The organism is Klebsiella sp. WOUb02 (assembly GCF_050058015.1).
Lineage (GTDB): Bacteria > Pseudomonadota > Gammaproteobacteria > Enterobacterales > Enterobacteriaceae > Klebsiella.
This window is the reverse complement of the sequence record NZ_CP170111.1, coordinates 16,162-38,950: the sequence shown is the minus strand read 5'-3', so window position 1 is coordinate 38,950 and position 22,789 is coordinate 16,162. Positions and strand designations below refer to the sequence as shown.

The window sequence follows — 22,789 nt, the reverse complement described above, 5'->3', positions numbered from 1 at the left end:
TAACCCTACCAGACCAGCCTACATAATAATTGACGTAAGTCCGCCACCTAAATAGCTGCGCCTAATACCGCTACACTTTTGCCAGCCCATGTTGTCCTCCGGGGAATGGGCTGATGGTTTCCATAAAATGGCGAACTTCAACAGTTGCCACATTGAACAGCACTGATGATTGCGCGTTATCGTGTCGTGAAGTGCCTGCCATAACCGCTCCACGTGGTTCACCCATGGGGAGTACACTGGCTGGTAAATCACTCTGAACTTTGGATTCGCTTTCAGCCAGCGCTGTGTTTCATGGCTTTTATGGATAATGTAGTTATCCACGATGAGTGTGATGGTTTTTGCCCGTCGATATGTGGCCTTAAGATGTTTCAGCAGGTTTATGAACAGCGCTGAGCTTTTGCTGTTGCCACCAACGTAACTGACCTTTCCCGTGCCGCTGTGTAAGGCTCCGCCAGGATAATATTTCTCATTCCGGCCCGGCGTGACCACACGCTTTTGCTGTCCGCGCAGTTGCCAGTCTGCGCCGATTTTTGGATTAAGATGAATATCCACTTCATCCTCATAAAAGACCGGGTGTGCTCCCCTGCATTCGTCCAGCGCTTTATGGATTGCTGCCATCTTTTCCTCTTTGTGCGGGTCACGGATGCATAGCGTGGGAGCGGCTCTGCGCCACACAAGTCCGGCTGCGGGCAACCAGCGACGGACGGTTCCGGGATGCAGCTGACATCCGGTTATCTCATTGATTTTTATCGCCAGCAACTCTGTACTCCATCGTGAACGCTGGCAGCCAAAATCACCGGGAGAGCGTTTTACCAGCTCTCGTAACAATGCACATATATGCTCAAAGGGCCAGCGGCGGGAACGTCCTGCGGGTAAGGACGTCAGGCCTTCAACACCCGACTGCGTAAACCAGTTAATCCAGCGCCCAACGGATGAGCGGGCACAACAGAGTGTTCTGGCAACGTCGCTGACACGGTCGCCCCGGTGCAGCATTAGCATGGCAGTTAGCCTGCGGGCATAATTTTTGTCGCGGGTTTTATGGATAGTTTTCTGCATCAGACGTCGTTCGCTACGGGGAATGGGGGCTATGATCGGCATCGCTCAGTCCGGTTGGTGATTATGGTTGGTTCGGCGATTGATCAGATCGCACAATCCGGGCTGAGTTCCCTCAAAGGGATCTACTATTCCGCGCAGCTATTTAGGCTGTGTCCCTTAATCACCTGAGTTATAGTAACTGCCTGTTTCCACAACATATTGAACTATGGCCTGCTACGACATTCCCGATGAAGCATGGACTATCATCCACCCCTTTCTGCCAGCAGACTCTGCCTCTCCACGGGCCGGGCGTCCGTGGGCGGAGCATCGTATGATCATCAACGGCATGTTCTGGGTGCTGTGTTCCGGTGCACCATGGCGCGATTTACCTGAACGGTACCCCCCATGGAAGACCGTTTATACCCGCTTTAACCGATGGTCAAAATCGGGTGTGATTAACATTATTTTCAACAAATTACTTTCATCTCTGGATGCACATGGCCTTGTGGACTGGTCAGCCACTGCACTGGATGGTAGCAATATCCGGGCGCTGAAATGTGCTGCCGGTGCGAAAAAAAATATTCCGATATCACCGGAGATAATGGGCTGGGCCGCTCTCGCGGTGGTTTTGGCACCAAAATCCATCTGGCGACAGACGGAAGTGGTCTGCCGTTAAACATCGTACTGAGTCCCGGTCAGGCTCACGAAAGCCAGTTTGCACAACGTCTTCTGGACGGTATCGGTGTCCAGCGACAGAACGGAAGTATGAAGCGTCGTGTTCAGGCAGTACTGGCTGATAAAGCCTACTCCGGGCATGGGTTACGTAATGAACTGAAAAGAAGAGGGATAAAAGCAGTCATCCCGCGTAAATCCAATGAAAAACTAGCCGCAGATGGTCGTTCACCGCTCGATCGTGAAGCCTACCGCAATCGCAACGTTGTCGAGAGGTGCTTTGGTCGCCTGAAAGAATACCGCCGTATTGCCACACGTTACGACAATACGGCGAGGAATTATCTGGCAATGGTGAAGCTGGGTTGTATCCGATTGTTTTACAGAAGATTATGCAATTAAGGGACACTACCTAGCGTGATATTTTGAATACACCTCGTGGTAAGTTCATCGTCATGATCTCGCACTATTTCCCGACCAGATCAAATCTTGACTGTAGTACGTGACCTGCATCGGCAATATCTGCTCACTCTGAATAATGGAATGCCCTACCCAAGTCAATATATTGCATACCACAGTGAATATTCACAACAGGAAAGTTTTGGTGAGCGTAATTGGAGCAGTGCGTCAGTGCTTTCAGTAAGATCTCAGCTCTTTTCCGCTTCCAGAACGCTTTCTCACGGAGCGAGAAAGCGTTCTGCGGCGAGCGGCAGTAACTATTATTGACTGCGGTACGCAGTATCCGTGAAATCTCATCTAACCTATACTTACAATTGCCTGTCTTGTGAGCAACTTTGCATGTTTTAGTTTGCTTTGCGTTTTTATTGTTGCTTTGCATTAAATTCCAAGATTTAATAAAACGATGCAAAGTGATGATTGAAGGATGCTCAATATGGGACTAATGGATACGCTTAACCAGTGCATAACAGCTGGCCATGGAATGACAAAGGCAATTGCGATTGCCCAGTTCAAGGACGACAGCCCTGAGGCACGCAAAATTACCCGCCGTTGGAGAATAGGTGAAGCCGCTGATTTGGTTGGGGTATCATCTCAGGCTATCAGGGATGCTGAGAAAGCTGGCCGTCTGCCACACCCCGATCTTGAAACGCGCGGTAGAGTTGAACAACGTGTCGGCTATACCATCGAACAAATCAATCATATGCGGGATGTTTTTGGTACCCGTCTGCGGCGTTCCGAAGATGCCTTCCCACCGGTTATCGGTGTAGCCGCTCACAAAGGTGGCGTTTATAAAACTTCGGTTTCTGTTCACCTTGCTCAAGATCTTGCTCTGAAAGGGTTACGTGTTTTGCTTGTTGAAGGCAACGACCCACAGGGAACAGCATCGATGTATCACGGATGGGTACCCGATCTCCATATTCATGCTGAGGACACATTACTCCCCTTCTATCTTGGCGAAAAAGATGATGCCAGCTATGCGGTAAAATCAACCTGCTGGCCGGGTCTCGATATCATTCCGTCCTGCCTGGCATTACACCGGATTGAAACCGAATTAATGGGAAAGTTTGATGAAGGAAAACTGCCAACCGATCCGCATTTGATGCTACGTTTGGCTATTGAAACAGTGGCTCACGACTATGATGTCATCGTCATCGACAGTGCACCCAACCTGGGTATAGGTACTATCAATGTGGTTTGTGCGGCCGACGTGTTGATTGTACCAACGCCTGCTGAATTGTTCGATTACACCTCCGCTCTGCAGTTTTTTGACATGCTGCGTGACTTATTGAAGAACGTTGATTTGAAGGGATTTGAGCCGGATGTCCGCATCCTGTTAACTAAGTACTCTAACAACAATGGTTCGCAGTCTCCCTGGATGGAAGAGCAGATCCGAGATGCGTGGGGGAGTATGGTTTTGAAAAATGTTGTCCGCGAAACGGATGAAGTCGGTAAAGGTCAGATCCGTATGAGAACGGTTTTCGAACAGGCTATCGATCAGCGTTCTTCCACTGGCGCCTGGCGTAATGCACTGTCTATCTGGGAGCCAGTTTGCAATGAAATTTTTGATCGCCTGATTAAACCGCGCTGGGAGATTAGATAATGAAACGTGCACCCGTCATTCCAAAACATACTGCCAGTCTCGCATCTGCGGAAGTGCTAACGTCCCCTGCTCCGGCCGCGCCAATGGTTGATTCGTTGATTGCACGTGTTGGGGCAATGGCCCGTGGAAATGCAATCACTCTGCCTGTATGTGGGCTAGAAGTCAAATTTACGCTGGAAGTCATCCCAGGTAGCTCGGTTGAAGGTAGCTCCAGAGTCTGGTCAGGTAATGAACGTGATCAGGAGCTTCTTACAGAAGACGCTCTGGACGACCTGATCCCTTCTTTTTTACTGGCAGGCCAGCAAACACCTGCTTTCGGACGCCGGGTTTCAGGTGTTATTGAGATTGCGGATGGCAGTCGTCGCCGCAAAGCTGCCATCCTGACATCCAGTGACTATCGGATCCTTGTCGGCGACCTTGATGATGAGCAAATGACGGCGCTGTCACGGCTAGGTAATGACTATCGTCCAACCAGCGCCTATGAACGTGGCCATCGCTATGCAAATCGCTTGCAGAATGAATTTTCCGGCAATATCTCTGCACTTGCCGAAGCAGAAAATATCTCGCGCAAGATTATCAGTCGCTGTATCAACACATCCCGACTGCCAAAATCGGTTGTCGCCCTCTTCTCTCATCCTGGCGAACTTTCAGCCCGTGCAGGTGAAGCCCTCTTTAAAGCTTTTACCGATAAAGAGGAATTACTAATAGAGCAGGCTGCTGACCTGCATGGGAAAAAGAAAGCGGGGGTGATTTTTGAAACCGATGAGGTTATTTCTCTGCTGACAGCTGTTCTGAAAAATACACCAGCGGTCAGATCTAATCTGAGCTCGCGGTATCAATACGCACCAGGTGCATCAGCGCTTTATAAGGGAGATAAAGTTATACTGAACCTCGACAGAACGCGCTTGCCTGCAGAATGTATTGAAAGAATTGAAGCCATTTTGAAAGATCTGGGATCTACAGCCCCATAACATCCAGAACGGTGGAGAATTTTAATTGTATTAGTCGCGACTTGATCTGACACTGAGCCTTGAAAGGTTGAGAGTTACCGGTTTTGATATGGGTGTCGAATCCTTATACAAAACGCGAGGTAACTCTCATGCTTTATACTAACAATCCCATCATCAAACACAAAGCCGGCCTGCTCAATCTGGCCGAAGAACTCGGTAACGTTTCAAAAGCCTGTAAAATCATGGGTGTGTCACGCGACACCTTTTATCGTTATCAGGAGCTGGCTGAAGAAGGCGGTATTGACGCGCTGATTAATCAAAACCGCAGAGTCCCTAACCTGAAGAACCGCGCCGATGAAGCCACTGAACACGCGGTTGTTGAGTACGCCGTTGAGTTCCCGGCTCATGGTCAGCACCGGACCAGTAATGAACTGCGTAAAAAAGGCGTGTTTATCTCCGGCATCGGCGTGCGCTCCATCTGGCAACGACACGACCTGGAGAACTTCCGTAAGCGCCTGAAGGCGCTTGAGGCAAAAGTCGCCAGAGAAGGCATCGTGCTGACCGACGCTCAAATCGCAGCGCTGGAGAAGAAGGCGCTCGATGACGAGGTCAGCGGTGAAATCGAGACGGCACATCCGGGGTATCTGGGATCGCAGGATACCTTCTGCGTGGGCAATCTGAAAGGTGTGGGCCGTATCTACCAGCAGACGTTCGTGGATACGTACTCAAAAGTGGCGCACTGCAAGCTGTATACGACTAAAACGCCGATCACTGCCGCTGACCTGCTCAATGATCGCGTCCTGCCGTTCTACGAGTCTCATGGACTGCCAATGCTGAGAATACAGACCGACAGGGGGCGGTGCGTGTCAAGATAGTTGTCGCCTCAGTCGATTCATGCGGCCCGTGTTTCCCGCTCCGGATTCAGCCACACTTCTTCCTGCCGGCTCCAGTTTCGTGTTGCTCCTGACCAGCGATGCGGATGCTCCTTTTTCGCGGCCTCGTACACCGATTTTCGCTGTGACAGAAGTTGACTGTCTTCGCCTCTGTGCCGCTGACCCGGCGTCACATAGCGGATACCGCTGTGCCGGTGCTCCTCGTTGTACCAGCCGACGAGGCCTTCCACCCAGGCCCGGGCCTCCTCCAGCGACGCGAAGCCCTTCTCAGGCCACGCCGGGACGTATTTCAGCGTCCTGAACAGCGACTCCACGTGGGCGTTGTCGTTGCTTACCCGTGGCCGGCTGTGCGACGCGGTTATCTTCAGCTCCGCAAGCTTCACCTGCAGGACCTGTGACTTCATGGGGGCTCCGTTATCCGCATGCAGCACCAGTGGCTCCTGCCAGCAACGCTCGCTCAGCACTGTCCGCTTTACCAGCTCTGCCGCATATTCCCCGCTTTCTAAAGGATGCACTTCATGGCCCACGATTTTGCGGCTGAACACGTCTTCTGTCAGATACAGGTAAAACCAGTGGCCCGCCGTCAGCGACTTCAGCCACGTGATGTCCCACGACCACACCTGGTTCGGCGCTGTTGCCTTCCAGGTCGACAGCGGCCTGCTTTGCGGTGCCTGCTGACGCCCCCGGTGACTGACTTCGCCGTGACGGCGAAGTATCCGGTAAAACGTCGATTCACTGGCGATGTAACGACCTTCATCGGCCAGCACCGGGACGATTTGTGCCGGTGGCAGACTGGCGAACCGGGGTTCATGACAGACAGCCAGCACCAGCTGCTCCTCTTCAGCGCTGAGCCTGTTTTTTGGCACCGGTCTGGCCGCCGTGGGGCGACGGTCGTCAGGGCTGCATTGCCAGCGCTGGTGTGTCCGTTCGCTGATGCCCGCACCCAGGCAGGCTTGATGCTGCCGGGCGCCGGCATCGACAGCGTCCTGTACCAGTGTCATCAACCGTAATCTGTCGGCTGTGCGCGTCATTCGTCCTCGCGTTCTTCGGCGAAGAACGCCTTCAGCTTTTTTTCCAGAATAAGCAGTCCGCGGCTTCGGCCAGCGCCTTGTCCTTGCGGGCTATTTCACGGTTAAGTTGCTGAATTTCTTTTTGCTGCTTTTTAATTAAGGCTCTTTCTTCACGCTGACCGGGCTGCATAAATTCGTCCCTCCACTGCTGAATTTGCTCAGGATAAAGACCTTTACGGCGACAGTATTCAGCCACAGCATGAGCAGAAAGCGGTGCGGTTTCAACAAGAACGGCGAAGCGGGCCTCGAGGGGCGACTCAGAGGCCCCTTTGGCATCATTGGTCACCGACGGTGTCGAAATACCTGCCCGAGACCGCCAGTCATAGAGCGTATTGACGGGGATGCTGTCCTGTCGAGAAATCGGGTAAACCGACTGGCTATGTGGTGGCAGCATTCTGGCGATCACCGCCGCTTTACGTTCTGGCGAATAACTTCCCATAACAGCTTCTCCGGCCCCCTGGTTTTTTTAGTCAGAGGCGACAACTATCCTGACATGGGGGGGGGGGACGGAGTACTGTGGCAAAGTGGAGCAGCATGATTATCAGCTTTATCTGGCCATCAACGATATCGACCATACGAAAACGAAGGCGATGTCTCCGCAGACGAACGGTATCTGCGAGCGGTTCCATAAAACCATTTTGCAGGAATTTTATCAGGTTACGTTCCGCAAGAAGCTCTATGCAGACGTGGAAAGCCTGCAAAGGGAGCTGGACAACTGGTTGTGGCATTACAATAATGAGCGAACTCATCAGGGGAAAATGTGCTGCGGGCGTACGCCAGTGGCGACTTTACTTGATGGAAAACGGGTCTGGGCAGAAAAAAAATCTGAACCAGATTTAATCTGACAGACACCTGTATCCTGTATAAATAACCGGTAACTGTCAGATCAGGTCTGAGCTAGTACAGCTCATGGTTTGTCGCGCCTTTGAGGTGCTCACCCTAAAGCCTGCGCCTCTGCCGGATGATACTTACTTCAGAAGTTCTTCACCATAACGACCCTGATTCATTATTAGTCACCTTTTCCGTATTGTCCCCAATCATCTACCATTAGCTATCTGGGACCGTGGTCCCACTTGATGGTTAGGAATCTATGGTCACTCCCGTTTTTGCAACACCGATTTTGACGATATGGTTGGCTTGCATGAATCTATCCGGCGTCTTCATAGGCTTTTAGCCCAAGCCACGATGAGTTCCGCGCCTGTTGAACCTTAAAAACTTGAGCGGCATTCTGTCTGCCATTCCTGACCACAGGTTATTCATCAGGCCGGTTAGCCGTTGATACCATCAATAATCAGTATTCGCAAAACCAGATAACACTGTTGAAATATATAAATACATCAGCTGATTACGCCTCAAAGGATTGTTGCCGGGCCGTCAGTCCCCAGGCGATTCTGGCCAGCTTGTTTGCCAGGGCGCAGGTCACTACAAAATTATTTTTTCGCAGCAATAATCCTCTGACCCAGTCGGCAAGCCTGACTGTCCGGTACTCCAGCGTCCTCAGATATACACGGGCGCACTGGACCAGCAATGCCCGCAACCTTTTATTTCCCCGCTTACTGATGCCCTGTAGGGTAGTCCGCCCTCCGGTGCTGTACTGGCCCGGAACCAGGCCTGTCGAGGCCGCAAAATCCCGGCTGCTGCCGTACTGTTTTCCGTCTCCCGGTTGAGTGGAAAGCAGACTCGCAGTCAACGGGCCGACGCAGGGGATGGAGAGTAAGTGCTGGCCAGCTTCGTCTTCGTCGGGCGATATTTGCAGTTGAATCTCCAGCTCTTTAATTTGAGCAACAAGGTAATCGTAATGTTCGCGTAGCTTTTGCAGCAGGCAGGTCATATAAGGCGGGAGATTGTTTGTCTCCATGATTTCTGCCAGCCGTTTTATCAGCGTCGGACCTTTTGGGGCGCTGACACCAAATTCCAGTAAAAATGCCTGTATCTGGTTTGTGGTTTTGACCCTGTCGCTGACCAGTGATTCTCTGACCCGGTGTAAGGCATGCATTGCCTGCTGAGACTCCGTGCGGGGCTTCACAAATCGCATGGACGGTCGCGACGCCGCTTCACAGATGGCTTCTGCATCAACAAAGTCATTTTTGTTCGTTTTGACAAATGGGCGAACAAACTGCGGGGATATCAGCTTTGGCGTGTGCCCCAGCCCGGACAGTTTGCGCACCATGAAGTGAGCGCCACCACAGGCCTCCATTACGATGGTTGTCACCGGGCATGTTGCAAGAAATTCATACAGTTTTTGCCGGTTGAATTTTTTTCGATAAATCGCTTTACCATGCTGATCCTGACAATGGATGTGAAAGGAGTTTTTACCCAGGTCGATACCAATAAGTGCTATGTTTTCCATGGTGATTCTCCGAATTAAGCCTGTTACCAACATAGTATCCAGGTGGAGGGAGTGACCATCTCATTACCGGAAAAACGTTTTAAAAACTCACTGACCATGAACACAGGCTCCCGAAACGCAGTGATGGTGTGTTGTCGGGGAAATCATGACAATAAAATACGGTTTTCGGTGTGTTTTTAACCGGAAACCCATTTTTCGGGCGAACTTATCGTGCGGCCTGTGTCAGAAGCCATCGTTTCCGGGCGATGTTATGCAGCCTTTCCTCCACTAATTAAATCCGGTAAACCCCCGGCTTTGCCGGGGGACTCCGAAAGGTTTGACCTTTAAGTCAGTCGCGCGAATCTGAAATCTCCGCCAAGAGATGAGGATTCGTGATGAGAGACTATCAGAGCTTAAGCCATACGAAATGGGACTGTAAATATCACGTGGTTTATATCCCTAAACGCCGGAAGCAGCGGTTATATGGTGCGCTGCGGCATGAGTTGGGAAAAATATTCCACGAGCTTGCGAGCCAGAAGGGCTGTCAGATTCTGGAGGGGCATCTGATGCGCGATCATGTCCACATGTGCATCAGCATACCGCCAAAGTACTCGGTATCGACAGTAGTCGGCTATCTGAAGGGAAAAAGTGCGATAGCGATAGCACGACACTTCGGCAGAGGTAAAAACTTCACCGGTGAAGTTTTCTGGGCTCGAGGTTATTTCGTTTCAACCGTTGGTTTGGATGAAGCCACGGTCAGGGCGTACATACGCAACCAGGAGAGAGAAGACGAACGATACGATCAAATGAAACTGAACGTATAGCAGCCGCCCTGGGCGGCTCATGGTTTGTCGGCGCCTTTGAGGCGCTCACCCTAAAGCCTCCGGCTCTGCCGGAGGATACTTACTCCGTGGCATGCCTGCCGGCCTGTGCGCTGACAAAGCGCAGCCGGTTGCCACAGAGGATGCATTGATGCGGGTCCGTGCGCAGGAACCCTTTCAACAGCGAGGCGAAGCCGGGCTGTTCCGGTTTTTTCCGCGCTTCCGTCTGCAGGGCTTCATACACCTTCGGCAGCAGCGAACCCCGTTTGCGGTTCGACAGGAAGCCATAGTAACGCACCATCTTAAAATGCTTCGCCGGTACGTGGCTGATATAGCGTCCGATCATCTCTTCCTGTGTCAGCGTCTGCTGCCGGTGCTGCTGCGTACGGTGGTCGTAATAGTGATGTATCACGGCACCGCCGCTGTAGTGCCTGAGCTTTGCCGCTGACACCGGCGGGCGCTTCAGGTAGCGGCCCGGGTATTTGACGCTCCGCCAGGCGGCCCGGGTCTTCTTCGCAAAGTGCACCTTCCAGCGGCGCCCGTACTGCGCCTGCAGATAGCGCTGCCACTGCTTTTTGTCGCGGATATGCCCCGGCCCCGGCAGGCTGCCGGGATTTATCAGGTCATGGCTGTGGCGCAGCAGGCGGATGACGGCTCCGCGCCAGATTTCCTCGACGGCATGCTTCTTAAAGAAGAGGTCGCGCCAGATGCCATGCCTGATATCCAGCCCGCCACGGGTGACGGAGAGGTGAATGTGTGGGTGCTGATTGAGCTGGCGGCCGTACGTATGCAGGGCGCAGAAGATACCGACCTCCACGCCCTGTCTGCGGGCCCGGCGAAGCATGGCGCGGGTGGCGGTGCGAAAGAGTGCATTCAGTAATGGCCAGTTATTGTTGAAAAAGGGCCACAGCAGGTGGGGCATGGTAAAGGTGATATGCTTCCAGTCGCAGTCGGGAAGGATATGACTCTGCTGCGATACCCACTGCTCAGTGGCTTTGAAGCCGCAGGCCTTTGATTTGCAGCTCTGGCAGAAAAAGCGGGAGTGGGTGCAGTCCGGCGATGCGCAGCAGAAGCGGCGAACGTCCATGGTCGTGGTGCCACAGGCGAGCATGCGCTCGACGCAGAGGCGGGCCCAGGGACTGACGCTGTGGCCATTCGAATCAAGGTACCTGTTCCAGCCGTCATCGACGGTGAAGAGCAACTTTGCGGGACGTGGAATATACATGCTGCGGAGTATAAAACGGTCTGCCGATCATGAATACCATCGGAACCGCGAAGCGGTGACGCTCGCCCTGTAAGGGCGCTACTGTTCAGCCATGCAAGCACCGGCGTTAGCCCGCTGGGACCGCGGTCCCACTTGATGGTTAGGAATCTATGGTCACTCCCGTTTTGCAACACCGATTTTGACGATATGGTTGGCTTGCATGAATCTATCCGGCGTCTTCATAGGCTTTTAGCCCAAGCCACGATGAGTTCCGCGCCTGTTGAACCTTAAAAACTTGAGCGGCATTCTGTCTGCCATTCCTGACCACAGGTTATTCATCAGGCCGGTTAGCCGTTGATACCATCAATAATCAGTATTCGCAAAACCAGATAACACTGTTGAAATATATAAATACATCAGCTGATTACGCCTCAAAGGATTGTTGCCGGGCCGTCAGTGCCCAGGCGATTCTGGCCAGCTTGTTTGCCAGGGCGCATGTCACTACAAAATTATTTTTAGCAGCAATAATCCTCTGACCCAGAATTCGCGCAGCTCATTTTTCTAACCGACGAAAGTGTGCCAGATTTGTATAGCGTTTCTATATACAAAGGCTATAATCGTATATAAATCTGCTACACATGAGGTATCTATGAAACCAGACGTTCGTGAAGCTCCGATTAATATCCGGGCCAAAACATCACAGCGTGACCTTATCGACATGGCCGCAAGCCTGGTCTCAAAATCACGGACTGATTTTATGCTTGAGGTTGCCTGCAGGGAAGCGCAGGACATTCTGCTTGATCAACGCCTTTACCTCCTCGACGATAGTCAGTTTGAGACGTTTATTGAGGAGCTTGACGCCCCAATAACTCCGGAGCGCCAGGCCCGAATCGATAACTTGATGAACCGCAAATCACCATGGGAATGAAAGCGCCTGAATCCCTGACGCCGGAACATAACATCGCTGAGTTTTGCTGCCAGGAGCCTGGCCTTAATGAGTGGTTAAAGAAGAAGGCTTTCAGAAATCACAGTACCGGCATTTCACGTGTCTATGTCATCTGCGCAGAAAACACGAACCGGGTCATCGGTTATTATTGTTTATCTTCGGGTAGCGTCCACCGTAACACAGTGCCTGGGGCATACCGACGCACCGCGCCTGATGTCATTCCGGTCATTGTCCTGGGACGGCTTGCCATCGACCAGGCCTGGTCCGGGAATGGGCTTGGTACCGCACTTCTTAAGGATGCTATATACCGTACGCAAAACATTGCCTTTCAGGTCGGGGTGAGAGCACTGGCCGTGCATGCGCTGAATGAAGAAGTTAAATGTTTTTACACCCGTTTTGGCTTTGAGCCTTCCATAGTCAACACGCTGACATTGTTATTCCCGGTAAAAGTCTGAATGGTTTTCTGTGGTGAGTATATGTGTATTAGTCGCGACTTGATCTGACACTGAGCCTTGAAAGGTTGAGAGTTACCGGTTTTGATATGGGTGTCGAATCCTTATACAAAACGCGAGGTAACTCTCATGCTTTATACTAACAATCCCATCATCAAACACAAAGCCGGCCTGCTCAATCTGGCCGAAGAACTCGGTAACGTTTCAAAAGCCTGTAAAATCATGGGCGTGTCACGCGACACCTTTTATCGTTATCAGGAGCTGGCTGAAGAAGGGTAAGCGCCCCGGCAACGACGTCTGTCGACGTACCTTTAATCCGGTGATGAAAGAGTCCACTTAATTTTTAAATGGACTCTGTCACAAATGACCCAACCGACAGTCCCACGCCAGCGGGCTACCTACTCCATGCCGTTCAAACTCAACCAGGTTCAGCGATCACTGCAACCCGGTGCCTGCGTGGCACGGCTTGCCCGCCAGAACGGGATTAATGACAACATGCTGTTCACCTGGCGTCTGCCCTGTGCAACGAACATGGGGTCGGACCGGTATGCCAGGAACTGGATATCGCCCCGTCGACATATTACCGGCATCAGCACCACCGCATGCATCCGGACAGGCGCAACCTGCGGGAGTAGCGTGACGACCTGCTGAAAGCGGAGATACAGCGCGTGTACGATGAAAACCACAGTGTGTATGGCGTCCGCAAGGTGTGGCGTCAGTTACTCCGGGAGCACATCAGCGTGGCCAGATGTACGGTGGCACGGCTGATGAAGGCGATGGGGCTTGCCGGGGTACTCCGGGGCAAAACGGTCCGGATGACCGTCAGCCGAAAAGACGCTGCCGCAGGTGACCGGGTAAACCGCCAGTTCGTGGCTGGACGGCCAGACCAGCTGTGGGTGGCAGACTTCACGTACGTCAGCACCTGGCAGGGCTTTGCTTATGTGGCGTTCATCATCGACGTGTTCGCGGGTCGTATCGTGGGCTGGCGGGTGTCGTCATCGATGGAAGCGACGTTCGTACTGGACGCGCTGGAGCAGGCGTTGTGGGCCCGACGTCCCGTCGGGACCATCCATCACAGCGATAAAGGCTCGCAGTATGTGTCACTGGCGTACACGCGACGGCTTAAGGATGCAGAGCTGCTGGCATCAACGGGCAGCACCGGCGACTCATACGACAACGCAATGGCAGAGAGCATAAACGGACTTTACAAAGCGGAGGTGATACATCGTAAAAGCTGGAAAAACCGCGCCGAAGTGGAGCTGGCGACACTGACGTGGGTGGACTGGTACAACAACCAGCGGTTGCTGGAACGTCTCGGCCATATCCCGCCAGCAGAAGCAGAACTGGCATATTATGCTTCCATCGGGAATAAGGAGCTGGCAGCCTGAGTTCCCAACTAAAATACTCTCCAGGAAAACCGGGGCGGTTCAGTACCTGGGTCCTAGTTAAGCCTTGATGCATTGTGAGGCAAACTGCGAACTTCCGCTCCTCGCTCATAGCGGACGGAACTGCTGCCACTGAATCAGGTCGGGCAGTGTGGTAAGCTGGTCTTTTCTGAACTGACTGAAATGGCACATGAAAAAATCCACCCCGGTGCCGCATGACGCGGCTTTTAAGGCCTTCCTGACAAACCCCGACACCGTCCGGGACTTCATCGCCATTCACCTCCCGGCGGAGCTGCGCGCCGTCTGCGATCTCAGCACCCTGAAACTCGAATCCGGCAGCTTTGTCGAGGAAAGCCTGCGGGCCTATTACAGCGATGTCCTCTGGAGTCTGAAGACCACCGCCGGTGATGGCTATATTCATGTGCTGATTGAGCACCAGAGTTCGCCGGACAAACACATGGCCTTCCGCCTGCTGCGTTATGCCGTGGCCGCGATGCAGCGCCATCTGGATGCGGGGCATAAAAAGCTGCCGCTGGTGATTCCGGTGCTGTTCTACACCGGCAGGCGCAGCCCCTATCCGTACTCCACCCGCTGGCTGGATGAGTTTGACGACCCGGCACTGGCCGGACAGACTGTATGCCGGGCCGTTCCCGCTGGTTGACGTCACCGTCATTCCGGACGACGACATCATGACCCACCGCAGCATGGCCGCCCTGACGCTGCTGCAGAAACACATTCACCGGCGTGACCTGGCCGGCCTGCTCGACCGGCTGGCCACGGTTCTGCTGACCGGACATCTCACGGGACAGCAGCTGATATCGCTGATAAACTATCTGGTACAGGCTGGCGAGACCGACGACGCCGAAGCCTTTGTTCGTCAACTGGCACAGCGGGTGCCGCAGCACGGGGACACACTGATGACAATTGCACAGCAGCTTGAGCAGAAGGGCATTGAGAAGGGCATTCAGACTGGGCGAGCAGCGCGGTATTGAAAAAGGAAAACTCGAAGGAAAACTTGAAGGCAAGCTGGAAGTGGCCCGCACCATGCTGGACAACGGTCTGGACCGCAGCACGGTGATGAAAATGACAGGCCTGTCTGAAGACGACCTGTCGCAGCTGCGCCACTGAACAGTAGCGCCCTTACAGGGCGAGCGTCACCGCTTCGCGGTTCCGATGGTATTCATGATCGGCATACCGTTTTATACTCTGCGGTATGTTAATGGCGGATTCAATGATCACGGGTATATCAAAAAAATGGATCAATTAAATTCAAAAAGAACGTTATTAAAAGAAAGTTTAACTGGATACAATCCGTCAGCATCAGTTTACCTCTTTCATATTCCCCACCCTTAGATAAGTTTTGGAGTGAATTTTATGTCTAAACTTCCTGTTTTGCTCACAGGTTGTCTCATTCTTGGCTGCATGGCATCCAGTGTCAATGCCAGTGAGATTCCAGAAAATACTGATGGCGCAAAGATTATACGCGTAGAAAAAACGCGCGGACGTGTTGACGCATTGAACGATATTGTTTATAGCCAAGTTAAAAGCGCCAATGCTATTCGCCAGCTTCATATGTCATTACTGATTCCGCGTAATAGCGATTTGAAGCCAGTTATCGTTTATTTTCCTGGGGGCGGCTTCACCAGCGCAGCATGGAATAAGTTTATCGAAATGAGAATGGCGCTGGCAGAGGCCGGATTCGTGGTGGCGGCTGCAGAATACAGAACAGTTCCCGATGTTTTTCCGGCCCCAGTTATGGATGGTAAAGCTGCGATTCGCTTTTTGCGGGAACATGCCAACGAATACGGTATCGACCCATCACGTATTGGCGTACTGGGCGACTCTGCAGGAGGCTATCTTGCCCAGATGCTGGCGCTAACCAATAGTGATAAATCATTTGACGTTGGAGAAAATCTGGCACAATCATCAGATGTTCAGGCAGCCGCTACACTGTACGGCCTCTCGAATTTGCTGAATATTGGCGAAGGATTCTCGGCAGCTGTGCAAAAAGTTCATCAGTCACCAGCTGCAACTGAGGCTCTTATGGTAAATGGCGTTGCCTTCCGCGATAAGCCTGGGGCCTCAATCTACAGTAACAAGAAAAAAGCGTTGGCCGCCAGTCCAATGGGCCACATCAGTGGTACAAAACCACCATTTTTAATTATGCATGGCACTGCGGATTCATTAGTATCCCCGTTGCAAAGCAAACAACTTTACAACGCCCTCAAAAACGAAGGTAATCGCGCTGATTTTATACTAGTGGACGGAGCAGAACACGGCGATGACTCATGGTATCAAAAGCCTGTTATCGAGCGAGTCGTCAACTGGTTCAAAGCGAGTTTGGGAGCACCGAAAACTACTGGAAAAACGATAAAAGATAAGAATGCCAACTTGTAGAGAGTGTGTAGATGTTTTGAGTGGCTGATGATTGATGCCAGTCACATCAAAGTCCATCCGCATGCAGCAGGCGGCGAGGGGGTAATAAGGACATGGGGAATACAAAATGGAGATCAACACGAAGCTTCATCTGTGTTCTGGTCAATTTAAACGGTGACGCTCGCCCTGTAAGGGCGCGCGTACCCTGTTCCTTTGTAGAAACCCGGGCATAACCGATGAGCCGCGAATTCAGATAATAAGTGCAACGCTCGGTCATGTGGATGGAGGGACGGTTAGCTGCCGATAAGCTATCCTGCTCTTCCGACCAAAGATGAGCGAGTCACTATGAAATATCAGCAGCTAACCGAAGGGTTACGATACCAGATAGCCCTGTTGTGTGAAGATAAAGTGAGTCAGGCAGAGATTGCCCGCCGCTCAGGCGTCAGCAAATCAACGGTCTCGCGGGAACTGCGTCGTAATCGTTCTGTAGATGGCTACCAGCCAGCGGCAGCCCAGAAGCTCAGTACCTGCCGCCGTAAAGAGGCCGGCAAACGCAGGATGCACGAGGATACGGTCTTCTTTGTTGAGGCTGCGCTAAACTGGCTGTGGAGTCCGGAACAGATCAGCGCCGTTGGCCGTATCATCAGCAGGCCGGTTAGTCACGCGTGGATTTACCAGCACGTGACCTGCGATAAAGCAGAGTGCGGTGAGCTGTACAGGCTCCTCCGGCAGGGTAAACGCCGCTATCGCAAAGGCTATGGTAAAAAGCGAAGTCCGATATCTGACGCCGTATCCATCGAGCAGAGACCAGCCGTTGTTGATGCTCGTACCCGACCGGGTGACCGGGAAGCGGATCTGGTTCCGGGTAAACAAGGCACCGGAGCCATCGTGACGCTGGTCGAGCGTAAAAGCCGTATTTATCTGACGAAAAAGGTGTTTTCGAAAGATTCAGCCGAAGTGGCCACAGCCATTATCTCGATGCTGAGCGGCTACAAAGATGTCTGCCATACCATCACGTTCGACAATGGCGGGGAGTTTACTCAGCACAAAGAGATCGCAGCGGCCCTGGAAACGGAAACCTGTTTTGCTCACCCCTATGCTTCGTGGGAACGTGGGCTAAATGAGAATACCAACGGGCTGTTGAGGCAGTTTATCCCCAAAGGAACTGACCTGACAGCAGTGACGGATGACGAGCTCCGCAAGTACCAGGGAGCACTGAACAGCAGGCCACGAAAATGCCTCGAATTCCGGCAGCCTTCAGTGGTCTTTGCAGAGTTAAGAAAGGCGGCTTAGCGTTGCACTTCGAACTTGAATCCGCCTAGTACACATTATAAATCTCTCGTTCATCTTTTATGCAGCGCCTGTGCTCACCTTCTGGCCCGGGCGCTGATTTTCAGGGAACCTATTTCACAGGTAAGGATATGACAACTCAAAGTGACAACATTACCTCTCAGGCTTTCATAGCGGAGACTGTTGCAGGACTTCCTCATCACCTCGCCGCCATTCTCTGCCAGCTGGCCCTGCTGGGTGAGTTATCAAAAACCGCCCTGCTGGATAATTTACACGCCCTTGATATCAGAACCATCAGCCACCGGCGCATGAATGCCGCCGAAATCACTGATGCTCTGGAATTTTTGCTGGCGCAGGGCTGGCTGAAGAAGACTGACACCCGCTGGAAGCTGGCTACCGGCCATGAAAACACCTTATTTCTCTGGTTGCTGACACACCCGGATGCCCGCCGTGCAGTGCTGGAGAGCACGGGGCCGTTTCATCTGCTCGGGGCATTACGACCGGACAGGTCGCGACTGTGGATAGCTGTTCTGAACGGGGATATCACCGCTCTGCCTCAGTGCCTAGCAGAATGGATGAATGGCTATGATTATGTCTTTGCCGACCATCCGGCCGCTAGCCTGTTTGCTGATGATGCCGGTCGCCGAGTCTTTTCCCTGCTGAGCGGGGAGGTCCGGACACTGCTTCTTGCGACCGCACTGAGCGATGCAGGCAACCGGCTCAGTGAATGTACGGACATCTGGCGCTTTGTCTGTGACGATGCCGGTTTGCAGGCTTCCGTCCCGGACATGCTGCGCGGTCCGCTGGCTCTGCAGGCGCTGTGGCGTGATGAGCGTGAGCTACTGGATAAATTGGAGCTCGGGGGCCTGCCACTGCCCGTTGCCGGCTGGCTTGCCCTGTGCCGCGGTGACCGGGAGGAGGCGATGGAAGTATACCGCCAGCTGGTCAGCCAGTACCGCAAAGCCACGCGCAAACGCCGGCTATATCTGCCGCCGTTAACCTCCGTCATGGCGGCCCTGACGCTGCTGACCCGCGACGAATCATCACATACGGCCACATTGAGTGAGGTGACACGGCACGCCGTCGATGAGGGATTTGGTGCCGGATGGTCTCTGCTGCAGGACCTGCTCCGGGAGCGGAATGGCACGTCTTCGTTATCCCCGCCGCAGATGAGTAGCCGGCCGCTGAACGGCATGGCCGGCATACTGCAGGCGCTGGTGCTGTTCTGGCGGGGGGATGTCCCCGACCCGGATAAATACCGCAAACGCCTGGAAACCTTTGCCCGTCAGCTGGAAACCCGGGGGTACAAATTACCGGCCAGTGACATTCGCACACTCCTTCACCTGCAGTTCAGTGAGCCGGCCCCTGAACGGTCCGCAGACCGGCTTCCCCTGAGCAGTCTCTGGCAGCGTAAGGCAGCCTGGGAATATGCGCTGGATGCACTGGGTCAGCTGACGCCGAAGAGCAGCGACAAAGATTCCAGGCTGGTCTGGCTACTGACGCTGGAGCCCTGGGGGACTGAAATCGCCCCTCTGGAGCAAAAACGTAATAAACAGGGCTGGACAAAGGGGCGTCCGGTCGCGCTGAAGCGTCTGCACGACTCTGCGGAGGCGCTGCCCTGGCTGCTCGCGCAGGACCGCCAGATTGTCCGTCATATCCATTACACATCGGGCTACTCTTACTATGAACATGGCCGGTATGAGCTTGATGCCGTATCAGCACTTCCCCTGCTGGCCGGACATCCGGCGGTCTTCTGGCATGATGCACCGGATATCCGCGTGGATATTGAAGCCGGTCAGGTCACGCTGGTACTCACCGAAGACGGTAGCCAGCTGTTGCTGACGCTGTCTCCGGCTATCAGCGACACGCAGCATATGGTCACCCGGAAAGAGACACCAACCCGGATAGTGGTTTGTCCTGTCAGCGACGAGCACCGTCGGATTGCTGCCATTGTGGGCCAGGGCCTGCGTATTCCGCAGAGCGCCCGGGAACGGGTGCTGCAGTCCGTATCGGCCATCGCGCCCCTGCTGCCGGTCCGTGCTGACCTGCCTGAACTGATGGCCCACATTCCGCATGTGCCGGCGGATGACAAAATTTACGCGCATCTGTTACCGCTCGGAGAGGGGCTGCGCCTGCAGCTTCTGGTCCGCCCCCTATCTGACGGAGCCTGGTTTTCCCCCGGGCGAGGGGGAGACATTATCAATGGTGAGCTGGACGGCCAGTCGGTGCAGACCCGGCGCGACCTGTCACACGAACAACAACAGTTGCAGAAAGTGCTTCGCGACTGCCCGCTGCTGGCTGATACCGTGCAGGACGGCTCCGAATGGCAGTTGACTGACCCGCAGGATGCGCTGGAGGCGCTGACGCACTTGCGCGGTGCGGATAAACAGCAGCTCGAGTGCGTGTGGCCGGAAGGTGAAAAGCTGCGTCTCGGCGGGCATCGCGACATGCAGGCCCTGACACTCAACGTCCGTCGCCAGGGGGAATGGTTTGCCCTGAGCGGAACGCTGAGTCTGGATGACGGTCGGGTGATGGAGCTGCGCCAGCTGCTGACGCTCCTCCAGGAAAGCCGGGGCAGGTTTATCCGGCTGGGCGACGATGACTGGTTGGCGCTGGACAATCAGCTCCGTCAGCGCCTGCAGCAAATTGCGCTGCTGAGCGGGAGTGCTGAACATCTCAGTCTGAATACGCTGACCCTGCCGTTTCTTAAGCAACTCGCCGGCGAGGCTGGAGAGTTCGGTGGCGACGCTGACTGGCAGCGTCAGCTGAATGGGCTTGAGGCGCGGGAAAAACACCGTCCTGCCATCCCCTCCACGCTGAAAGCGGAGCTGCGCGATTACCAGGAGGAGGGATTCTGCTGGCTTTCTCGCCTGGCTCAGTGGGGCGTGGGTGCCTGTCTGGCCGATGATATGGGGCTGGGTAAAACCCTGCAGGCACTGGCCCTGCTGCTCGAACGGGCCCCCGGAGGACCACAACTGGTGGTGGCCCCGACCTCAGTCACCCATAACTGGCTGAGTGAAAGTGAACGGTTTGCTCCCACGCTCCGGCTGCGGGATTACCGGCATCACCGTGACCTGTCGGAAACGGGTTCCTTTGAGGTGGTGGTGGTCAGCTACGGCCTGTTCCTGCAGGATGCGGAAGCCTTTGCCGGGCAGCGATGGCACAGCGTGGTGCTGGACGAGGCCCAGTCCATCAAAAATGCGCAGACGCAGCGGGCCAGGGCGGTGACGGCGCTGAAGGCTGATTTCCGGCTGGCGCTGAGCGGTACGCCGGTTGAAAATCACCTAGGTGAGCTGTGGAGCCTGTTCCGTTTCCTCAACCCGGGGCTGCTGGGAAGTCTGAAATTCTTTAACCAGCGGTTTGTCGCTCCGGCAGAACAGGGGGACCGGTTGGCTGCAGGGACGCTGAAACAGCTGATAAAACCCTTTGTGCTGCGCAGAACCAAAACGCAGGTGCTTGATGAACTGCCCCCACGCACCGACATACTGTATACCATCCCCATGAGCAAGGAAGAACAGCACTGGTACGAGGCGCTGCGGCGACAGGCGGTTGAACGACTGGAGAAGGGCGAAGACATCAGCCCGCTGCAGGTCCTGACGGAAATCACCCGCCTGCGGCGGTTCTGCTGCAATCCCTCCCTAGTGCTGGACAGCGCTGCGCCGGAAAGCAGCAAGCTGTCGGCCTGTCTGGACATTATCAGCGAACTCAGGGATAACCACCATAAGGCGCTGATCTTTAGCCAGTTTGTTGACCACCTGACGCTGCTGCGAACCGCACTGGATGGGGCGGATATGACTTACCAGTATCTGGACGGCACCACGTCGCCCTCTGAGCGTAAAAAACGCGTGGAAGCTTTTCAGGGCGGAGAGGGAGATCTGTTCCTGATAAGCCTGAAGGCCGGCGGAACAGGGCTTAACCTGACAGCCGCCGATTACGTCATTCATCTCGACCCGTGGTGGAATCCGGCCGTAGAGGATCAGGCCAGTGACCGTGCCCATCGCATGGGACAGGAGCGGCCGGTAACGGTTTACCGTCTGGTGATGGAAGGTACCATTGAGGAGCAGATGGTCTCCCTGCACGGAAGGAAACGGCAGATGGCTGAAGATTTGCTGGAAGGCAGTGATGTAGTGGGAAGACTTGATACTGACGCACTGCTGTCCGTGCTGAGAGGCCAGTAGTCATTATCTGGCTTTTCTTGGTAGAGTCCACTGGAGTGGTGTAAATTCGGCAGGAGATGGAGAGCACCATCGGCTTATCCGGTAAGGTAATGGTTTGTAAACACAATTATCTTAAAAGGAGTAAACCGATGGCTGACAACAGCATGGCACTCAACGACACCCTGATGCAACTGGGCGGCGAAGACTTCCTGCGTGACCTCACCGAGTTTATGCTAAACCGCATCATGGATGCTGATGTCACTGCGGGCATCAATGCCGACCGTCATGAGCGCACCGAGGACCGTGAGACCTACCGCAACGGCTATCGTGACCGCGCCTACAACACCCGGGTTGGCACGCTCGACCTGCGCATCCCGAAGCTACGCGAAGGAACCTGTTTCCCGTCGTTCCTGGAAGCGCGCAAGCTCTCTGAGAAAGCGCTCAACGCCGTCATACAGGAAGCCTGGATTAACGGAGTCTCAACCAGCAAGGTCGATGCCCTGGTCCAGTCCATGGGCATGACGGGTATCTCGCGCAGCCAGGTCTCCAGTGTCTGCCGCGATATCGATGGTTGGGTTAAAGACTTCCTGGAACGCCCTGTCGAAGGCGACTGGCCCTGTCTCTGGCTGGATGCAACCTACGTCAAGGTGCGCAAGGGCGGGCGTGTGGTCTCGGTGGCAGTAATAATTGCTTGCGCGATTAACCTGGACGGACGCCGGGAAATCATCGGGATGGGCATTGGCGAGTCAGAGGCCAAAGCGTTCTGGCTGACCTTCCTGCTGAGCCTGAAAGAGCGAGGCCTGCGAGGAGTTAAACTGGTTATCTACGACTCGCACAGTGCCGACGTCGTGGGCATCTTCCCGAATGAAGCCGGCATCACGCGGCTGCTGGGCGCGGTACTGGCCGAACAGAATGAGGACTGGCTGTTGCAGAACAGGTACATGCCACAGCAAAGCATGCTGGAGATAGACCAGAATGCTGATGATAACGATGTAATAGACGGACTGCCGATCAGCGCATAACGCAGACATTACCGAGCCGGAAAGCGGGTTCCGAATTTACACCACCTTGACGGACTCTACCCACCATGGTAGGCCAATCAGCAACCCTGCCAGCGCGGTTAAGATTTGGGAGACAAAAACTATGGGTTTGC

13 protein-coding genes and 9 pseudogenes are annotated in these 22,789 nt (G+C 54.0%); 17 read left to right on the top strand and 5 right to left on the bottom strand.

The window, feature by feature from the left end; translation table 11 throughout:
• Nucleotides 1-70 precede the first annotated feature (70 nt).
• A pseudogene (locus ABOC21_RS28195) lies at nt 71-1,098 on the bottom strand (IS630 family transposase).
• A gap of 163 nt (nt 1,099-1,261) precedes the next feature.
• Here ABOC21_RS28195 and ABOC21_RS28190 point away from each other — a divergent pair.
• The 4 genes and pseudogenes from ABOC21_RS28190 to ABOC21_RS28175 all read left to right on the top strand — a co-directional run.
• A protein-coding gene (locus tag ABOC21_RS28190) for an IS5 family transposase (RefSeq protein ID WP_426815746.1) occupies nt 1,262-2,106 on the top strand; the annotation gives its coding sequence in 2 pieces (ribosomal slippage) (nt 1,262-1,607 and nt 1,607-2,106; 846 coding nt in all).
• A 490-nt stretch (nt 2,107-2,596) separates the two neighbouring features.
• Entirely contained in the window at nt 2,597-3,763 is a 1,167-nt protein-coding gene (gene sopA, locus ABOC21_RS28185; protein WP_426815612.1) for a plasmid-partitioning protein SopA, read from the top strand.
• Nucleotides 3,763-4,734, top strand: a complete 972-nt coding sequence (locus tag ABOC21_RS28180; protein ID WP_426815613.1) for a ParB/RepB/Spo0J family plasmid partition protein — start codon at nt 3,763-3,765, stop codon at nt 4,732-4,734. The genes sopA and ABOC21_RS28180 overlap by 1 nt, the downstream gene beginning before the upstream one ends.
• A gap of 128 nt (nt 4,735-4,862) precedes the next feature.
• Nucleotides 4,863-5,570 (top strand): annotated as a pseudogene (locus ABOC21_RS28175) (helix-turn-helix domain-containing protein); the annotation flags it as partial.
• A gap of 35 nt (nt 5,571-5,605) precedes the next feature.
• On the opposite strand, the gene ABOC21_RS28170 reads toward ABOC21_RS28175, so the two are convergent.
• A protein-coding gene (locus ABOC21_RS28170; protein WP_426815745.1) for an IS3 family transposase occupies nt 5,606-7,115 on the bottom strand; the annotation gives its coding sequence in 2 pieces (ribosomal slippage) (nt 5,606-6,683 and nt 6,682-7,115; 1,512 coding nt in all).
• Between the two features lie 64 nt (nt 7,116-7,179).
• Here ABOC21_RS28170 and ABOC21_RS28165 point away from each other — a divergent pair.
• Nucleotides 7,180-7,521, top strand: a pseudogene (locus tag ABOC21_RS28165) (integrase core domain-containing protein); the annotation flags it as partial.
• A gap of 500 nt (nt 7,522-8,021) precedes the next feature.
• Here the strand turns inward: ABOC21_RS28165 and ABOC21_RS28160 are convergent.
• Complete coding sequence (locus ABOC21_RS28160) at nt 8,022-9,026, bottom strand: IS110 family transposase (protein ID WP_426815744.1); 1,005 nt, start codon at nt 9,024-9,026, stop codon at nt 8,022-8,024.
• A gap of 374 nt (nt 9,027-9,400) precedes the next feature.
• Between ABOC21_RS28160 and tnpA the strand changes: the two genes are divergently transcribed.
• Nucleotides 9,401-9,829: an IS200/IS605 family transposase gene (tnpA, locus tag ABOC21_RS28155; RefSeq protein WP_426812394.1), complete on the top strand. Its 429-nt coding sequence runs from the start codon at nt 9,401-9,403 to the stop codon at nt 9,827-9,829.
• Between the two features lie 79 nt (nt 9,830-9,908).
• On the opposite strand, the gene ABOC21_RS28150 is transcribed toward tnpA, so the two are convergent.
• Both ABOC21_RS28150 and ABOC21_RS28145 read right to left on the bottom strand, forming a co-directional pair.
• Nucleotides 9,909-11,051: an IS91 family transposase gene (locus ABOC21_RS28150; protein ID WP_426815743.1), complete on the bottom strand. Its 1,143-nt coding sequence runs from the start codon at nt 11,049-11,051 to the stop codon at nt 9,909-9,911.
• Nucleotides 11,052-11,454: 403 nt separating this feature from the next.
• Nucleotides 11,455-11,547 (bottom strand): annotated as a pseudogene (locus ABOC21_RS28145) (hypothetical protein); the annotation flags it as partial.
• A gap of 132 nt (nt 11,548-11,679) precedes the next feature.
• Here ABOC21_RS28145 and ABOC21_RS28140 point away from each other — a divergent pair.
• The 11 genes and pseudogenes from ABOC21_RS28140 to ABOC21_RS28090 all read left to right on the top strand — a co-directional run bounded on the left by ABOC21_RS28140 (nt 11,680) and on the right by ABOC21_RS28090 (nt 22,658).
• A complete protein-coding gene (locus ABOC21_RS28140; RefSeq protein WP_426815742.1) occupies nt 11,680-11,958 on the top strand; it encodes a DUF1778 domain-containing protein in 279 nt (92 codons plus the stop codon).
• Nucleotides 11,949-12,431 (top strand): GNAT family N-acetyltransferase, encoded by a 483-nt coding sequence (locus ABOC21_RS28135; protein WP_426815741.1) that lies wholly within the window; start codon nt 11,949-11,951, stop codon nt 12,429-12,431. The genes ABOC21_RS28140 and ABOC21_RS28135 overlap by 10 nt, the downstream gene beginning before the upstream one ends.
• Before the next feature lie 126 nt (nt 12,432-12,557).
• Nucleotides 12,558-12,704: pseudogene (locus ABOC21_RS28130) on the top strand (helix-turn-helix domain-containing protein); the annotation flags it as partial.
• An 87-nt stretch (nt 12,705-12,791) separates the two neighbouring features.
• Nucleotides 12,792-12,932, top strand: a pseudogene (locus ABOC21_RS28125) (transposase); the annotation flags it as partial.
• Nucleotides 12,933-12,955: 23 nt separating this feature from the next.
• A pseudogene (locus ABOC21_RS28120) lies at nt 12,956-13,816 on the top strand (IS3 family transposase); the annotation flags it as partial.
• A gap of 187 nt (nt 13,817-14,003) precedes the next feature.
• A pseudogene (locus ABOC21_RS28115) lies at nt 14,004-14,941 on the top strand (Rpn family recombination-promoting nuclease/putative transposase).
• A 246-nt stretch (nt 14,942-15,187) separates the two neighbouring features.
• Nucleotides 15,188-16,210 carry an alpha/beta hydrolase fold domain-containing protein gene (locus ABOC21_RS28110; protein ID WP_426815740.1) on the top strand — a complete coding sequence of 341 codons (1,023 nt, stop codon included), beginning with the start codon at nt 15,188-15,190 and terminating at the stop codon, nt 16,208-16,210.
• A 15-nt stretch (nt 16,211-16,225) separates the two neighbouring features.
• Nucleotides 16,226-16,343: pseudogene (locus ABOC21_RS28105) on the top strand (IS5/IS1182 family transposase); the annotation flags it as partial.
• Between the two features lie 191 nt (nt 16,344-16,534).
• Nucleotides 16,535-17,482, top strand: coding sequence for an IS30 family transposase (locus ABOC21_RS28100; RefSeq protein ID WP_426815739.1), 948 nt, complete (start codon nt 16,535-16,537; stop codon nt 17,480-17,482).
• Between the two features lie 128 nt (nt 17,483-17,610).
• The gene (locus ABOC21_RS28095) at nt 17,611-21,657 is read left to right on the top strand and encodes a DEAD/DEAH box helicase (RefSeq protein ID WP_426815738.1); all 4,047 of its coding nucleotides are present in this window, start codon (nt 17,611-17,613) and stop codon (nt 21,655-21,657) included.
• A 128-nt stretch (nt 21,658-21,785) separates the two neighbouring features.
• On the top strand, nt 21,786-22,658 hold the full coding sequence (locus ABOC21_RS28090; RefSeq protein ID WP_426815737.1) for an IS256 family transposase: 873 nt from the start codon (nt 21,786-21,788) through the stop codon (nt 22,656-22,658).
• Nucleotides 22,659-22,789: the final 131 nt, after the last annotated feature.